Source organism: Propioniciclava sp. MC1683 (assembly GCF_014164675.1).
Classification (GTDB): Bacteria; Actinomycetota; Actinomycetes; order Propionibacteriales; family Propionibacteriaceae; genus Propioniciclava.
In genome coordinates this window covers 38,163-53,917 of the sequence record NZ_JACJFX010000017.1, presented here as the reverse complement: position 1 = coordinate 53,917, position 15,755 = coordinate 38,163, and the positions used below count along the sequence as shown (strand labels likewise).

Annotated in this window: 15 protein-coding genes; 11 read left to right on the top strand and 4 right to left on the bottom strand. The window is 73.4% G+C overall.

Annotated elements, in window-relative coordinates:
* The first annotated feature begins 23 nt into the window (after positions 1-23).
* Together H5397_RS11185 and H5397_RS11180 are read left to right on the top strand one after the other, a co-directional pair.
* Positions 24-5,369, top strand: coding sequence for a DUF6531 domain-containing protein (locus H5397_RS11185; protein WP_182817473.1), 5,346 nt, complete (start codon positions 24-26; stop codon positions 5,367-5,369).
* Positions 5,366-5,767 carry a hypothetical protein gene (locus tag H5397_RS11180; protein WP_182817471.1) on the top strand — a complete coding sequence of 134 codons (402 nt, stop codon included), beginning with the start codon at positions 5,366-5,368 and terminating at the stop codon, positions 5,765-5,767. The genes H5397_RS11185 and H5397_RS11180 overlap by 4 nt, the downstream gene beginning before the upstream one ends.
* Positions 5,768-5,779: 12 nt before the next feature.
* Here the strand turns inward: H5397_RS11180 and H5397_RS11175 are convergent, their stop codons facing one another.
* Positions 5,780-6,838 (bottom strand): HEAT repeat domain-containing protein, encoded by a 1,059-nt coding sequence (locus H5397_RS11175; protein WP_182817470.1) that lies wholly within the window; start codon positions 6,836-6,838, stop codon positions 5,780-5,782.
* 85 nt (positions 6,839-6,923) lie between these two features.
* Between H5397_RS11175 and trxA the strand changes: the two genes are divergently transcribed.
* Positions 6,924-7,241 (top strand): thioredoxin, encoded by a 318-nt coding sequence (gene trxA, locus H5397_RS11170; RefSeq protein WP_182817469.1) that lies wholly within the window; start codon positions 6,924-6,926, stop codon positions 7,239-7,241.
* A 46-nt stretch (positions 7,242-7,287) separates the two neighbouring features.
* On the opposite strand, the gene H5397_RS11165 is transcribed toward trxA, so the two are convergent.
* Positions 7,288-7,740 (bottom strand): hypothetical protein, encoded by a 453-nt coding sequence (locus H5397_RS11165; protein WP_182817467.1) that lies wholly within the window; start codon positions 7,738-7,740, stop codon positions 7,288-7,290.
* 156 nt (positions 7,741-7,896) lie between these two features.
* Between H5397_RS11165 and H5397_RS11160 the strand changes: the two genes are divergently transcribed.
* Genes H5397_RS11160 through H5397_RS11140 form a run of 5 tightly spaced genes read left to right on the top strand, consistent with a single transcriptional unit; the run spans position 7,897 to position 11,360 of the window.
* Positions 7,897-8,562: a hypothetical protein gene (locus H5397_RS11160; RefSeq protein WP_182817466.1), complete on the top strand. Its 666-nt coding sequence runs from the start codon at positions 7,897-7,899 to the stop codon at positions 8,560-8,562.
* On the top strand, positions 8,559-9,530 hold the full coding sequence (locus tag H5397_RS11155) for a hypothetical protein (RefSeq protein ID WP_182817465.1): 972 nt from the start codon (positions 8,559-8,561) through the stop codon (positions 9,528-9,530). Before H5397_RS11160 ends, H5397_RS11155 begins: the two co-directional genes overlap by 4 nt.
* A 10-nt stretch (positions 9,531-9,540) precedes the next feature.
* Positions 9,541-10,425: an alpha/beta hydrolase gene (locus H5397_RS11150; RefSeq protein WP_182817463.1), complete on the top strand. Its 885-nt coding sequence runs from the start codon at positions 9,541-9,543 to the stop codon at positions 10,423-10,425.
* A gap of 45 nt (positions 10,426-10,470) precedes the next feature.
* Positions 10,471-10,794, top strand: a complete 324-nt coding sequence (locus H5397_RS11145) for a hypothetical protein (protein WP_182817462.1) — start codon at positions 10,471-10,473, stop codon at positions 10,792-10,794.
* A 23-nt stretch (positions 10,795-10,817) separates the two neighbouring features.
* Positions 10,818-11,360 (top strand): GNAT family N-acetyltransferase, encoded by a 543-nt coding sequence (locus H5397_RS11140; RefSeq protein WP_182817461.1) that lies wholly within the window; start codon positions 10,818-10,820, stop codon positions 11,358-11,360.
* A gap of 129 nt (positions 11,361-11,489) precedes the next feature.
* Here H5397_RS11140 and H5397_RS11135 read toward each other — a convergent pair whose 3' ends face one another.
* Positions 11,490-13,184 (bottom strand): fumarate hydratase, encoded by a 1,695-nt coding sequence (locus H5397_RS11135; RefSeq protein WP_182817459.1) that lies wholly within the window; start codon positions 13,182-13,184, stop codon positions 11,490-11,492.
* 163 nt (positions 13,185-13,347) lie between these two features.
* Here H5397_RS11135 and H5397_RS11130 point away from each other — a divergent pair, with 163 nt between their 5' ends.
* The 3 genes from H5397_RS11130 to H5397_RS11125 are packed head-to-tail and all read left to right on the top strand — an operon-like array spanning position 13,348 to position 14,512.
* Positions 13,348-14,214 carry a glycerophosphodiester phosphodiesterase family protein gene (locus H5397_RS11130; protein WP_182817458.1) on the top strand — a complete coding sequence of 289 codons (867 nt, stop codon included), beginning with the start codon at positions 13,348-13,350 and terminating at the stop codon, positions 14,212-14,214.
* Positions 14,214-14,336, top strand: a complete 123-nt coding sequence (locus H5397_RS18315; protein ID WP_255438842.1) for a hypothetical protein — start codon at positions 14,214-14,216, stop codon at positions 14,334-14,336. Before H5397_RS11130 ends, H5397_RS18315 begins: the two co-directional genes overlap by 1 nt.
* Positions 14,333-14,512 (top strand): hypothetical protein, encoded by a 180-nt coding sequence (locus tag H5397_RS11125; protein WP_182817457.1) that lies wholly within the window; start codon positions 14,333-14,335, stop codon positions 14,510-14,512. The genes H5397_RS18315 and H5397_RS11125 overlap by 4 nt, the downstream gene beginning before the upstream one ends.
* Here the strand turns inward: H5397_RS11125 and H5397_RS11120 are convergent.
* Positions 14,496-15,710 carry an AGE family epimerase/isomerase gene (locus tag H5397_RS11120; protein WP_182817456.1) on the bottom strand — a complete coding sequence of 405 codons (1,215 nt, stop codon included), beginning with the start codon at positions 15,708-15,710 and terminating at the stop codon, positions 14,496-14,498. The two genes, H5397_RS11125 and H5397_RS11120, sit on opposite strands and share 17 nt — an antisense overlap.
* Positions 15,711-15,755 lie beyond the last annotated feature (45 nt).

Here is a 15,755-nt window from a genome sequence, read left to right as displayed (position 1 = left end):
CCCCCCACCGACGAGGTTCCCCCATGACCGACCCGCTCCACGGCACCGCCGAGGACGTCCGCTTCGACCACGTCGCGTCCGCCGACCTGGCGCGCACCTGCCGCAACGCCGCGACCTCCATCGAGGACCAGGCCGGCTCGCGCGCCTCGTGGGTCCAGCACGGGCTGGTCGACTTCGCCGGCTACTACTCCCAGGTGTTCAGCGAGAACGGGCGCATCCAGGCTGCCGACGCGGGTGGGCTGGTCATCGCCCTGCGCAACGTGGCGACGGCAGCCGAGTACCTCGCCGGGTCGGCGACCAAGGAGCAGGAGCGCCGCGAGACCGCCCGGGCGTGGAAGCACCGGCGCGACTACCGCAACGCCCTCGACCACATCCACGACTTCTTCATGGGCGAGGAGGACCCGCCCTTCGGGCCGCCCGACCCGCCCGAGCCGCAGTACCCGCCGATCCCGGCCGTCGCGCCGCGCACCGCCCCGACCTCGGGGTCGTCCTCGAGCGGCACCTCGTCGGCCCGCCCCGGCCACCTGCGCACGTTCGCCGACAACTCCGAGGGCGCCAACGACTCGCTGTCGAGCTACACCACCTCCCTGCGCACGGCGCTGGACGCCTTCACCTCCGGCTGCGGGTGGGGCACCCTGTCGGCCGAGGGCGTCCTGACCGCGTTCGGCTCCTACCTGACCGCCAACGGCAACGACGTCACGTGGGCCCGCACCGTGGCCGCCGCCTTCGAGGAGGCGGGCGACGGCAGCATCGTGACGCTGTCCAACGCGAGCATCACCGCCGCGCTGCAGGCCGGCGGCGTCAGCGCCGAGCGCACCCCCCTCGAGATCGAGCCCCCGCAGGCCTTCGGCGCCCCGCCGACCACCGGCTACTCCGACGACCCGGTGAACACGGCGACGGGCAACTTCCTCGAGCCCGAGGCCGACCTCACGTTCCCGGGCGCGGCGTCGTCCCTGCGCCTCACCCGCATGTACAACGCGATGGACGACTCGACCGGCGCGTTCGGCCCCGGCTGGTCGTCGTGGACCGAGGCCGGCCTCGTCTTCGACGACGACGCCGCGTGGTGGGTGCTCGCCGACGGCCGGCGCGTGCTGTTCCCGCGCCAGGGCTCCGGCTGGGCGCGCGCGACCACCGAGGCGTACTGGCTGGACGCCGCGGCCGACGGCCACGTCGTCACCGACAACCGGGGCGGCCGGTGGCGCTTCGACAACGCCGGACGCCTGGTCGAGACGGCGCGCGGCGCCGGCACCGCCGTCACCCTGGAGTGGTCGGGCACCCGCCTGGCCGCGATGGTCCACGAGCGCGGGCGCCGCATCGACCTCGACTGGGCCGACGACCGGGTCGTGCGCGCGGCGTCCGACGACGGCCGGCAGGTCACCTACGACTACGACGACGCGGGCCGCCTGGTCGCCGTCACCTCCCCCGGCGGCACCCGCCGCTACGCCTGGAACGACGCCGGCCTCATCGCGACCGTGACCGACGCCGACGGCGTGGTCGAGGTCGACAACACCTACGACGAGCACGGCCGCGTGGTCGCGCAGGTCTCCCGGTTCGGGCGCACCTCGCGCTACTCCTACCTGCCCGGCCGGGTGACGGTCGTCTCCGACCCCGACGGAACCCGCGCGAACACGTGGCTGCACGACGCGAAGGGCCGCCTCGTGGGGGTCGTGGACGCCCTCGGCCACCGCCAGTCGATGGCCTACGACGGCCACGGGCACCTCGTGATGGTGACCGCCCGCGACGGGTCGTTGACCGTCGCCGAGCACGACGAGCGCGGGCGGGAGGTCACCCGAGCGCTGCCGTCGGGCGCGCGCGTCGAGACCCGCTGGGACGAGCTCGACCGCGTCACCGAGGTCGCCGTCGTGTCCGGCGACCAGCGGGCGACCACCCGCTACGAGTACGCCGGCGACGACCGCAACCCCAGCACCTGGGTCGACCCCGAGGGCGGCACGACCCGCCTGGCGTGGGCCGGCAACCTCCTCACCTCGGTCACCGACCCGACCGGCGTGCGGCTGGAGTTCACCCACGACGCCCGGGGCGACCTGGTCGCGGTGACCGACGCTGACGGCGCGACCGCCCGCATCGAGCGCGACGCCCTCGGCCTCCCCACGGCCGCGGTCACTCCCGAGGGGCACCGCACCACCTTCGCCCACGACGAGCGGGGCGTCCTCGCCTCCCGCACCGACCCCGACGGCGGCACCTGGCGCTTCGAGCACACGGCGGGCGGGCGCCTCGTCGCGACCGTCGACCCGCTCGGCCACCGCACCGAGCGCACCCTCAGCCAGCACGGCGAGGCCACCGCGGTCACCGACGCCCTGGGCCTGACGACCGCCCGCACCCTCGACGACCTCGGGCTCATCAGCGCCCTCACCCTGCCCGACGGGAGCCGCTGGGAGTACGCCCACGACGCGCTCTCCCGCCTGGTCGCCACCACCGACCCCGAGGGCAACACGTGGCGCGCCGAGTTCGACGAGCAGGGGCTCCCCACGGCGCTCATCGACCCGACCGGCCGCGCGATGCGGGCCACGGCGTCCGGGTCGACGCTGACCGTCGGCCCCGACGGTGTCGACGGCTCCACGTCGGTCACGACCGACCAGCTCGGCCGCATCGTCTCCACGCAGGCCCCCGACGGCGGCCACCGGCTGACCCGGTACGACCGCTGCGGCCGGCCCGTCGAGTTCGTCGACCCCACCGGTGGCGTCACCGCGCTGCGCCGCGACGCCGCCGGGCGGGTGCTGCAGCTGACCCGACCCGACGGCTCCACGACGACGTACGCCTACGACCGCTGCGGCCGACTGTCCACGCTCACCGACGCCGCCGGCTCGACGTGGCGCTTCGCCTACGACAAGGCCGGACGCCTCGCGGTCGAGACCGACCCCACCGGCGCCGACACCCGCCTGGAGTGGGACGCCTGCGGTCGCCTCGCCGCCCGCACCGCCCCCGGCCACGGCCGCACGGCCTGGGAGTACGACCTCGCCGGGCGCGTGGTCGCGATCAGGGACGCCCGGTTCGGCCGCCGCCGCTTCACGTGGGACGCCGCGGGGCGGGTCACCGCGGTCACCGACGCGCTGGGCCGCACCACGACGCACACCTACGACGCGCTCGGCCGGGTCGTCGCCACGACCGACCCGCTCGGCCACATCACCCACCGGTCATGGACGCCCCTGGGCCGGCTCGCCTCCCAGACCGACGCCCTCGGCCGCGAACTGACGGCGGGCTACGACGGCGCCGGGCGCCAGCTGTGGCAGCGCAACGCCACCGGGGAGCACCTGGCCTGGACCCACGACGCCGCCGGGCGCCCCGAGTCCGCGTCGGTCGACGGGCGCACCGTGGCCGCCTTCGTCCGCGACCCGGCGACGCGCACGGTGACGGTGTTCGACCGCACCGACCCCGACCGCGAGGTCACGCACACCCTGGTGTGGGACGCCGCCGGCCACCTCGTCGAGCGCACGCGCGACGGGCGCGGCGTCCGGTGGACGCGGGACGCCCTCGGCCGCGTCACCGCCCTGACCACCCCGGCCGGCACCACCCACATCGAGCGGGACGCCCTCGGTCGCCCGGTCGCCATTGATACCCCGCACGCGGGGCGCGTGCAGGTCGACCACGACGCGGCCGGCCGGCTGGTCGGCACCCGCACCCCCGCGGGCGAGCAGTCCTGGCGCTGGGCCGACGGCCACGTGGTCGCGCACACCCTGCGCTCCGGTGCCGGCACCGCCACCACCACGGTGACCCGCGACGCCGACGGGCGCATCACCGCCCTCGACCGCGACGGGGACACGACCGCCTTCGAGCACGACGCCGCCGGGCAGCTCCTCGCCGCCCGCTCGGCCGAGCACGAGCGCACCTGGGTGTGGGACGCGGCCGGGCGGCTGGCGTCCGAGACCGCCGACGGGGCCACGGTCGAGCACGAGCACGACGCCGCTGGCCAGCTGCTGGCCACGCGCTCGAGCGCCGGCGAGACCCGGTACACCCACGACGCCGCCGGACGCCGCACCGGCCAGCACGGCCCCGACGGCGACCTCCGGCTGACGTGGAGCGCCCTCGGCTGGCTCACCGGCATCACCGGCCCGGCCGGCGCCACCCGGGTGCACGTGGACGCCCTCGGCGAGCTCGCCCGCCTCGACGACGCCGAGCTGTTCTGGGACACCCCCTCCCCCACCCCGCACCCCGTCGCCGTCGGCGACCGCCCGGTCACGGTGGCGCCGGGCGCGACCGCGGTCGGCGACGACTGGCTGGCCGCGGGCTGGCGTCCCGGGCGCGGCACGGGCAGCGACCCGTGGGCGGCGCTGCTCGGCCCGGCGGTCGGCGGCGGCACTGCTCTCGGCCCGGTCGGCCTGCTGGCCGTCGACGGGCTGGAGTGGCTCGGCGCCCGGCCGTACGACCCGGCCACGCGGTCGTTCCTGGCCGTCGACCCGCGCGACCCGGTGCCGGGCAGCGCGTGGGCGTCCAACCCGTACTCGTACGCGGGCAACGACCCGCTGCACGCGCTCGACCCGCTGGGACTCTCGCCGGTCTCGGACGCCGACCTGCAGGCGTACGCGGCCGCCAACGGCGCCGGCTTCTTCGCCGCTGCCGGGGAGTGGCTGTCGGACAACTGGCAGGGCGCCCTCATGGTCGTCGCCGGAGCGGCCCTCATGTTCACCCCGCTCGGGCCGACCCTGGGCGTCGGCCTCATCAGCGCGGGCGGCAACGCCATCATCCAGCAGGCGACGACCGGCGAGGTGAACTGGGGCCAGGTCGCCCTGTCCGGCGTGCTCGGCGCCGCGGGCGGCGGGTTCGCCAGCTGGGCGAGCGCGGCGTCCACGGGCGGCACCGCGGCCCTGCGCACCGCCGTGCTCGTCAACGGCGGGGTGGGCGGCGCCAGCGGTGGCATCTCCTATGCGGTGACCACCGACAACTTCACCTGGCAGGGGCTCGCCGCCTCCGTCTCCGGCGGGATCGTCGCCGGCAGCGTCGGCGGCGCCGCGGGTCCGGCGGGCGGCACGATCGCCCGCACGGTGTTCGGGCAGTCCTCGACCGGGGCGCTGGCCATCGGCACGTCTGCCGTGATCAACGGCATGGGCAGCTCGGCGGGGAACCTCACCAGCCAGATGATCGCCAACCCGGGCGAACCCATCAACTGGGCGTCGGTGGGCGTGAGCGGTGCCTTCAGCACCACCACCAGCGTGGTGACCTCGCAGAGCTGGTACCCGGTCGGGCAGTCGACGGGCACGAGCACGCTCAGCCAGATGTCCTACTTCGGCACCCGCACCCCCCAGGGACTGGTGAACTTCGGCGCCCCCAACACCCAGGCCATCTGGGGCGGCGTCTCCTCGGGCACCGTGATCGGCATCGCCGAGAACCCGCTGCAGGACCTGGTGACGCCGTGACGCGGCCGCGCACCACCCGTGCCCAGCGCGACGCATACCAGCGGCGGGTCCTCAGCCTCGTGGTGGGCGGGCTCGCGACGCTCGGGGGCGTCGCGTGGCCGCTGTGGCTGGGACTCCCCCCGGCCGACGTGCTCACGCGCGCCGGGCTCGCCCTGCTGGCCGGGGTCGTCGTCATGCTGCTCCCGCGCGGGTGGCCCCAGGCGCTGGGCGGGTTCCTCGCGATCCTCGCGATCGTGGCGCTCCGGGCCCGTGGCCTGCCCGCCACGGAGACGGCCGCGATGCACGCCGCGGCCCTGTTGCCCTTCGCCGGGGGGCTCAACCTCGGCGGGCTGGCCGTCGGGGCGCGCCCGCGCACGCGGAAGGGATCGCCCAGAGCCCAGGCCCCCGACCCGGACTGAGTGCGCCGGCACTCACGGCGCGAGGCGCCGGGCCACCGCCCCGGTGCGCCCCTCCGCACCCCGCACCGACACGATCGCTGCCGCGGCCTCGGCACCGCCGATCGCACCCAGCGCCATCAGCGCGGTGATGCGCACGTCCTCCTCGGGGTCGGCCAGCAGCCCGGCGAGCCCGGGCACGGAGCGTTCGTCGGCCAGCGCCCCCAGCACCTCGGCCGCATCGGCGCGCGCGGTGGCCGACGCCGATCCCAGCCGCCCCAGCACGGCCTCCACCGCCGCCGCACCGAGGCCACCGAGCGCGGTGACCACCGTGGCGCGGACCCCCGAGACGCCCGAGCCGAGCATGCCCGTCAGGGCCGCCACGGCGTCCGGGCCGCCGACCTGGCCCAGGCCGAACGCGGCCTTGGCGGCCACCTCTGGCTCGTCGCCCAGCAGGCCCACCAGCGCCGGCACCGCCGCCGGGTCGGCCATCTTGCCCAGCACGTGGGCGAACTGGCGCCGCACCGCGGGGTCGTCGTCGGCGAGGCCGGCCACCACGGCGTCCAGCGCCTCGGGGCCGTGCTGCACGATCGCCCAGGTCACCACCTCGCGCACGCCCGGCTCGGGCTCGCCGCGCAGCACGTCGAGCAGATCGGCCAGGGGTGCGGCGGTGGGCGCCTCGAGCGCCGCCCTGAACCGCACCCACGCGTCGGGGTGGCGCAGCCGCTCGGTCAGGGCGATGGCGTCGAGCACCTCCTCCCAGCTCCCCGAGGCCTCGCGGAGGCGGTGCAGGCGGTCGAGCAGCTCCTGCTCGGCGGCGATGCGGCCCTCGACCAGGGCCACGTGGCGCTCCAGGGCCTGGGACGCGTCGAAGCCCGGGTCGTCCAGGGCCCGGCCGATCTCGTCCAGGCCCATGCCGAGCGACTTGAGGTGCTGGATGGCTAGGAGCCGGTCGAGGTCCTCCGGGGCGTAGAGCCGGTAGTCACCGCCCGAGCGGCCCGACGGGACGAGCAGCCCCAGGTCGTCGTAGTGGCGCAGGGTGCGGTGCGTGAGCCCGGTCCGGCGGGCGACCTCCCCGATGCGCAGCCACTCCATGGCCGCAGGGTACGCCGAAACAAACCGTCGGCGTCCGGCGTTAGCATGGAGGCCGTTGCCGATTCCCTGATCCGAGGAGCCACCCATGGTCGCCGCCGTCACCGACGCCACCTTCGCCGAGGATGTCCTGAAGTCCACCAAGCCGGTGCTGGTCGACTACTGGGCCGACTGGTGCACCCCCTGCAAGCAGATCGCCCCGATCATCGAGGAGCTCGACCGCGAGTACGGCGACAAGATCACGTTCCTGAAGCTCGACACCAACGACAACCCGAACACCCCGATGCAGTACGGGATCATGAGCATCCCCACCCTGCAGCTGTTCGTGAACGGCGAGGTCGTGCAGTCGCTGACCGGCAGCAAGAGCAAGGGCGCGATCGTCAAGGCGCTGGGCGAGTACCTCTGACCTGACCCGGGCCACCCCGACCGACGACCGACGGGCCGTCATCGCCTCACAGGGCGGTGGCGGCCCTTCGCTTGCGCGCGACGGTGGTCGGACGCCCGGGCAGGCCGTGGCGGGCGATGCGGTCGATGCGCAGGCACAGGGCCACGTGCAGGCCGACCGAGACCAGGAAGGCCGTGACGATCGACGTGGTCGTGCCCCAGGTGAAGGCGGCGGCGCTGGCGCCGACGGAGACGAGGGCGAGCACGGCCAGCGCGATGCTGGGCAGGTCACGCATCCACGGGCCCCCGAGCAACGCCAGGTGCACGACGAACAGGACCCAGGCGGCGATGATCATGACCGCGGCGACCAGCTGCACCGGGTGCAGGGAGAAAAGCCAGCGGGTGGACGCGAAGCCCGGCGCAGCGAACGAGGAACCGGGGATGAGCGCGAACAGGCCCACACCGGCGAGGGTGAGGACGAGCCACCGGGCCATGGCGTCCAGTGCAGTGGGGTTGCGCATGACAGAAGTCTAAGAATTCCCTGTGATTCCGAAAGGGGGAACACTCCCCGGCTGACGGAAATCAGCCTGTCGATGGAGGGTTCAGCCCGGATTTTCAGACTTAAGTACCACTCAGGAAACGCGGGCGCTCCTTGCCGGACCGGGCATGATGCGTCCGTGCTCGATACGCTCGCCGCCACGCTGACGCTCGTGGTGGACGTCCTGACCCGCGACGCCACCGTCGCGCGGAGCCTGGCCTCCGACCCGCCGCTGGCCGGCGCCTTCGGCGTGGCCCTGCTGGCGTGGGCCTCGACGGGCATCGCCCACACGAGCGTGCTGTACCTCAACCACGTCGGGCGAGTCCGCGCGGTGGTGGCCGGAGTCGCCGGCCTCGTCTGGCTCACCTTGCTCCGGGTGCTGGAGGCCTTCGTCACGTGGGGCGTCGCCACCCTCGTCACGCGCCGCGACGTCCCGGTCGAGACGGTCGTCACGATCTTCCTGCTCGCCCTGGCCCCGCAGGTCTTCGCGGCCCTCACCTTCCTCCCCCACGTCGGCCTCGGCCTGGGCCGGGTGCTCGGCGCCTGGTCGTTCCTCGTGCTGTTCCTGCTCCTCGGCGCCGCCTACGCGCTCCCCGCCTGGCAGGCGCTGCTCGTGGCGGCGTCCGGGTGGCTCGTCGCCCAACTCGTGAGCCGCCTGCTGGCCGCCCCGCTGGGCTGGCTGGGCTCGCGGCTGTGGACCCTCGCGTCCGGCCAGCCCGTCCTGGTCACCAGCCGCGACATCCTGGCCGGCACGCCGTTCATCCCGGTCGGTGCTCCCGAGCAGGTACGGGAGGTCGGCCGATGACCTGGGGGACGTGGCTCCTCGGCGGGGCGCTCGCGCTGCTCGTGGCGTTCGCGCTGCTCGCGCCGCTGGAGTCCCTGCGCTGGTGGGCCACCCGCGGCGCCGTCGAGACCCGGCGCACGTTCGCGCGCGTGGGCGCACCCGCGCCGCGGGCGTACGGCCCGTTGCCCGACCGGTTCGTCGTGTACCTGTCGGGGGTCGGCGTGGTCTCCGGCGACGGGCTGAGCCTGCGCGAGCGCGCCGTTCTGGACGCCGTGGCCGCGGCCCTGCCCGGCGTGCGGGTGCTGGCCGACGTGTTCCCCTACTCGGTGGAGAACCGCAGCCTCGTGCAGCGCGCCACCCGCTGGCTGTGGACGCGCCTCGACCGCCTGCGCCGCGTCCGCCGCGAGAGCCTCACCCCGAAGCTGATCAACGTCCGCAACATCCTGCAGGTGCTGGTCTCGGCCGACCCGCGCTACGGGCCGACGTTCAACGCGGGGCTGGCCCAGCAGGTCGTCCGGTCCCTCGACCGCGCCGGGTGGGCGCCCGGGTGCGGGGTGCCGGTCACCCTCATCGGGTTCAGCGGGGGTGCGCAGATGGCGCTCGGGGCGTCCACGATGCTCAGCCTGATGGGCATGCGCGTCTCGGTCGTGTCGATCGGCGGGGTGTTCGGCGACGACCCGGGCCTGGAGCACGTCGAGCACCTGTGGGACATCCGCGGCTCGCGCGACCTCTCCCGCAAGCTGGGGCCGCTGGTGTTCCCGGGGCGGTGGCCGTTCGCCAAGGGATCGGCCTGGCACCACGCGGTCGCCGACGGCCGGGTCACCGTCCTCGACGGCGGGCCGGTGCACCACGACGGGCGGGGCGCCTACTTCGAGGGCCGGCGTCCGGGACCCGACGGGGTGGTGCCCGCCGAGCGCACGGTGGGCCTGCTGGTCGAGATCCTCGGTGCGGGGACGCCGAGCGCCGCCTCCCCTCGCCAGCCGGACTAGTCTCAGCGACATGCGCCGCCGCCTCACCACCGCCCTCGGATCGCTCGCCACCGGGACCGCGTTGGGCGCCATCGGCGTGGCCGGCTACACCGCGTGGAGCCTCAACGGGCCCCGGCGTCCGTGGCCCGACTACGCGTTCACCCCGTTCGAGGTGCGCGCCGACGCCGAGGACGTGCGCTTCGCGGCCGCCGACGGGGTGCAACTGGCTGGCTGGTGGATGGACGCCCCCGGCTCCGACACCGTCGTCATCTGCGCCCACGGCCACCGGGGCACCAAGTCGGACATGCTCGGCATCGGCTCGGGCCTGTGGCGGGCCGGGCACACGGTGCTGATGTTCGACTTCCGCGGCAACGGGGACTCCGGTGACGGGCCGCAGTCGCTGTCCCACCACGAGCAAGCCGACCTGCGGGCGGCGATCGACCTCGCGGTGCGCCGGCGCCCCGACGCCCGCATCGCCGTGGTCGGCTTCTCGATGGGCGCCTCGACCGCCATCCTCGAGGGGGCGTCCGACCCGCGCGTGGCCGCGTTCGTGCTCGACTCGCCGTTCGCCACCATGGGCGACGTCGTGGCCGCCAACTACCGCCGCTACCGCCTGCCGTCCCAGCCGATCGTGCCGCTCGCCGACCTGGTCAACCGGCTGCGCTACGGGTACTCCTACGCGCAGGTGCGGCCACTCGACGCCATCGCGGGGCTCGCCCCGCGCCCGGTCCTGCTGCTGCACGGCACCCGCGACCGCGTCATCCCGTACGCGCACGCCGAGCAACTCGCGGACGCCGCGGGTCCGGCCTGCACGCTGGTCACCTTCCCCGGCGCGGACCACTGCGAGGCCTACTTCACCGACCGGCCCGGTTACATCGCCCGTGTGGACGCCTTCCTGCGGTCCGCCCTGGGGTGAGAACACCCCTTGAATCCGGCGTCCGGCCTTGTCAGGCTGGGGCGCATGAGCATCGACGCGAACGACGGCAGCTACGACGGCATCGAGGGACAGGACGCGGTCGAGGCCGCCGACGCCAACCGCCCCTACGGCGAGGTGACGGCCGAGGACCTGGACACGCGTGAGCTCGTGTACGACGGCGCCGACGCGGCGACGATGGTCCCCGACGACCCGGTCACGCCCGTGGACGCGGCCTTCCACACCGACGACGTGGCGACCGAGGAGTCCATCGAGGAGCGCCTCGCGCAGGAGCAGCCCGACCCGGCCGCCGAGGTGGCCTACGGCGAGGAGGTCGACGCCGACGAGGTCGAGGCCGACCTCGAGGCCTGACACCCCTGCTCGGGATCCTGCCCATGTCGTCCCCCGACGGGACCCCCACCAAGGGCGTCCTGCTGCTCCCACTCGAGCCCGGCGACGCGCCGGTGATGGCGGCATGGGGCGACGACCTGTTGTTCTGCGACGAGGCCGGCTGGTCGCGTGACCTCGACCCGGCCGAGCGCCGCGAGCGCTGGGCCGAGCTCGTCGCGGACCCGCCCGCCGACCTGCTCCGCCTGACCGCGGTCGCAGGCGGTGAGGTGGTCGGCTACGTCGACCTGCACGGCTCCGAACCCGGACGCCGCGAGCTCGGCTACCTCGTCGGCGGGCGCGAGCGCTTCGGGAGGGGCCTCGGCACGGCGATGGCCCGGCAGGGGCTGGACCACGCCTTCGGCGTCCTCGGTCTGGACGAGGTGTGGGCCGAGGCCGCGGACGCCAACCCCGCCTCCGTGCGCATCCTGCAGCGGATCGGCATGACCGAGACGGGCCGGGGAACCGACACCTGGCACCTGGACCGGCGCACCTTCCACCGCCAGTTCGCGATCACCCGGGACGCTTGGGAATCGCTGAATGTGTCCTGACGCGCGTTTGCTGTTGCACGGCGCGGAACCGTCAAGAATCACCCCTCCTTCTTGACGGTCGCGCCCCCTCCAACAGCAAACGGCCGGGCCGACACCCACAGGGTGCCGACCCGGCCGCAGCCAGCGTGATCAGGCCTTCTTCTGCACCTGCAGCAGGACGGGCTTGGTGACCTCGGCGAAGAAGTCGTTGCCCTTGTCGTCGACGACGATGAAGGCCGGGAAGTCCTCGACCTCGATCTTCCAGACGGCCTCCATGCCGAGCTCGGGGTACTCGAGCACCTCGACGGACTTGATGCAGTCCTGCGCCAGACGGGCGGCCGGACCACCGATCGAGCCGAGGTAGAAGCCACCGTGCGCGGCGCAGGCGTCGGTCACGGCCTTGGAGCGGTTGCCCTTGGCCAGCATGACCTTCGAGCCGCCCGCGGCCTGGAACTGCTCGACGTAGGAGTCCATACGACCGGCGGTGGTGGGGCCGAACGAGCCGGACGCCATGCCCTCGGGGGTCTTGGCGGGGCCGGCGTAGTAGACCGGGTGGTCCTTGAGGTACTGCGGCATGTCCTCGCCGGCGTCCAGGCGCTCCTTGATCTTGGCGTGCGCGATGTCGCGGGCCACGACCACGGTGCCGGTCAGCTGCACGCGGGTCTTCACCGGGTGCTTGCTGAGCTCGGCGAGGATCTCCTCCATCGGCTGGCCGAGGTCGATCTTGACCGCGGCGCCCTTGCCGGTGCCGGTGATGCCGTGGGAGTCGGCGTCCAGGTCGGAGTCGACGACATCGGGCATGTACTTGGCCGGCTCGGTCTCGAGCTGCTCGATGAACGCGCCCTCGGGCGTGATCTTGGCCAAGCACTGGCGGTCGGCGGAGCAGGACACCGCGATGGCGACCGGCAGCGACGCGCCGTGGCGCGGCAGGCGGATCACGCGGACGTCGTGGCAGAAGTACTTGCCGCCGAACTGGGCGCCGATGCCGAAGTCCTGCGTCAGCTTGAGCACCTTCTGCTCGAACTCGACGTCACGGAAGCCGTGCGCCGAGATCGAACCCGAGGTGGGCAGCGTGTCGAGGTACTTCGCCGAGGCGTACTTGGCCGTCTTCAGAGCGAACTCGGCCGACGTGCCGCCGACGACGATCGCGAGGTGGTACGGCGGGCAGGCGGCGGTGCCGAGCGCACGGAGCTTCTCGTCGAGGAAGCGCATCATCGCGGCCTCGTTCAGGACGGCCTTGGTCTCCTGGTACAGGTAGCTCTTGTTGGCCGAGCCGCCGCCCTTGGCCATGAACAGGAACTTGTAGGTGTTCTCGTGGCCGGGCGCGGTGTCGGCGTACAGCTCGATCTGCGCGGGCAGGTTGGAGCCGGTGTTCTTCTCCTCCCACATGGTGATGGGGGCGTTCTGCGAGTAGCGCAGGTTGAGCTTGGTGTAGGCGTCGTAGATGCCCTTGCTCAGCGGCCTCTCGTCCGTGCCCTCGGTGAGGATCTGCTGGCCGCGCTTGCCCATGACGATCGCGGTGCCCGTGTCCTGGCACATCGGCAGGACGCCGCCGGCCGCGATGTTGGCGTTCTTCAGCAGGTCGAGCGCCACGAACTTGTCGTTGTCGGACGCCTCGGGGTCGTCCATGATCTTCCGCAGCTGGGACAGGTGCGCCGGGCGGAGGTAGTGGGCGATGTCGTGCATGGCGACCTCGGCCAGCTTCTCGAACACCTCGGGCGCGATCTTGAGGAACGTGCGGCCGTCGGGTCCCTCGACGGTCTCGATGCCTTCCTTGGTGACGAGCCGGTAGGGCGTCTCGTCAGCACCGATCGGAAGCATGTCTTCGTAGAGGAACTCAGCCATTTCCACTCCTTCGTCGCAGGCCCTCACCATCTTTCCACGAAACCCCTTCCGAACGCCTGCCGCGGTGATCGGCCACCCCGACTTTCGACCCGGCCTGCCCGCACGTAGACTGGAGGGCGGTCACCCGATCCCCCGGGAAGTGACCGTGACAAGGAGTGTCACTTTGTTCGGAGCCGATACCCACGCCGAGACCAACGGCCTGCTCAACCGCCTCGTCGAGGCCCACCGCCCGCTGGTGGTGTCGCACGGCGGTGTCAGCACCAGCACGGTCCCGTCGAACACGACACTCGCCGCGCGCGCGGCCCTGCTGTCGGGCGCCGACATCATCAAGATCGACGTCTCCAGCAGCGTCGACCACGTCTTCTTCGCATTCCACGACGGCTTCGAGAACGAGTTCCTCGGGGTGGACCGCAACATCCAGACCATGACCGCCGGCGAGATCGGCGAGCTGTCCTACCACTGGAAGGACCGCCCGCTGCGCCGCAGCCGGGTCGAGCGCCTGACCGCGCTGCTCGGGGAATTCCGGGGGCGTCCGTTCATGTTCGCGCTCGACCGCTCGTGGTGGCGGTGGCCGACCCTGCTGCGCGTGCTCGACGGCCTCGGCATGGCCGAGCAGGTCCTGCTCAAGGTGCCGGCGTGGGAGGCCCAGGCGCTGGAGAAGCTGCGCCAGCACCGCACCAAGTACCCGGTCCTGGCGATCTGCTACACCCTCGACGAGGTCCGGGCGCTGCCGATCCACGACGACGAGATCAACCTCGTCGGGGTCGAGCTGATCGCCCACGACGACGACTCGCCGTGGTTCGACGACAGCGTCATGGAGCAGCTGCACCGCGACCACCTGCTCACCTGGGTGAACTCCGAGACCCTCACCACCGGCATCCCCCTGTTCGCCGGGAACGACGACGAGAAGGCTGTCGCCGAGAGCCCGTCCGCGGCTTGGTCACGCCTGTTCGACCTCGGGGTGGACGCCGTGCAGACCGAGCTGCCCTGGCTGCTGTACCACCTGCGCTCGCGCCGGGAGCTGCCCTGATGGCCGGCGGCGGCACCGACCGGTTCAGGATCTTCGCGATCGTCGCGGGTGTGGTGGCCGGGTTGGCCATGCTCGGCGGGCTCGCGCTGGTGTTGGCGGCCTTCTTCTGGGTCGGCGCGTGAGCGACCACGAGCGCCTCGACGTCCCCGAGGAGCTGCGCCCCCACCCGTTCGAGGACGACGCCCCGCCGCGCCGCAGCGTCGGCGTCCGGGTCGCGGTCGTCGTCGTGGTGCTGGCGCTGATCCTGATGACCGTCGGCGTCTGGATCGTCCAGTCGGGGATCATCTTCCCGATGTGAGCGCGGCCGCGAGCCCCTGGTCGAGCGAGAGCCGGGGGTACAGCGTCGCCTGGAACACGTGGTACAGGTCGGGTTTGCCGTCCCAGGTGACCAGCACGGGCCGTCCGTCGCCGTCGACCTCGGAGTGCCACCCACCCCGCTCGTGGTCGACGAAGTGGGCCTGCGCCTGCTGCCAGACCCGGCCGTACAGCTCCTGCCAGCGGTCCTCGCCGCTGGCCAGCACGAGCGCGTGCAGCGCACCGGTCGCCTCGGCCATCGGCCAGAAGAAGCGTGCGTCGACGACCGGTGTCCCATCCCAGTCGACGGTGTAGACGAAGCCGGGCTCGTGCCAGCCGTCGGCGAACGCGCCCTCGACGAGCGTGCGGGCGGCGTCGAGCAGCCACTCCTGGCCCGTGATGCCGTACAACTGCAGGTCGAGCTTGGCCCACTCCAGCCAGTGCCCGACCGTCGACCCGTACGGCCGGAACGGGTGGTTCGGCACCTCCCGGTTGTAGTCCCGCACGGGCGTCCAGCCTTGGTCGCAGTGCTCCACGAGCCGGTACTCCCCGGACGCCGCGGGCCCCGACAGCCGCCGGGCCAGCCGCAGCGCCCGGTCGAGGAAGACGTCGTCACCGAAGGCCTCGTACGCGGCGAGGTAGGCCTCGGTCAGGTGCATGTTGCCGTTGAGCCCGCGGTAGGGGTCGGGATTGGCGAAGGTCCGGTCGAGCGAGTCGAGGCCCGCGCCGTCGGCCTCCACCCAGTAGTGCCGGTCGATGAGTTCGGACGCCTCGCGGGCCAGTCGCTCCCCCTCGGCGAACCCGGCCTGGGCGACGCTGCTGCCGGCCAGCAGGACGTGCGCGTGCCCGTACAGCTCCTTGCGGTCGTCGACCCCGTCGGGCATGACCGCGTTGAACCACCCGCCGTGCTCGTCGTCGTGGCCGGGGCCGTCCACGTAGTACACCAGCCCGTGGCAGACGATGTCGGCCGCCCCCTCGCGGCCGAGCAGGTGGGCCAGGGCGTGCACGTGCAGCATGCGCGCGCCGATCCACAGCTGCTGGCCCTGGGCCGGGATGGCGTGGCCGTCGTTGCCGATCCAGTGGTAGCCGCCCTCGGCGCGGCACACCTCGGGGGCGTAGAAGTCGAGCAGCTGCGTGCGGTGGTCCTCCAGCCACGCGAGGTGGGCGGGGTCGCCCCACGTGGCGATCGGTGCGGTCGGCATCGGTGTCCTCCTTGGCACGCACTGTCTCACACCGGCGTGTTCCCG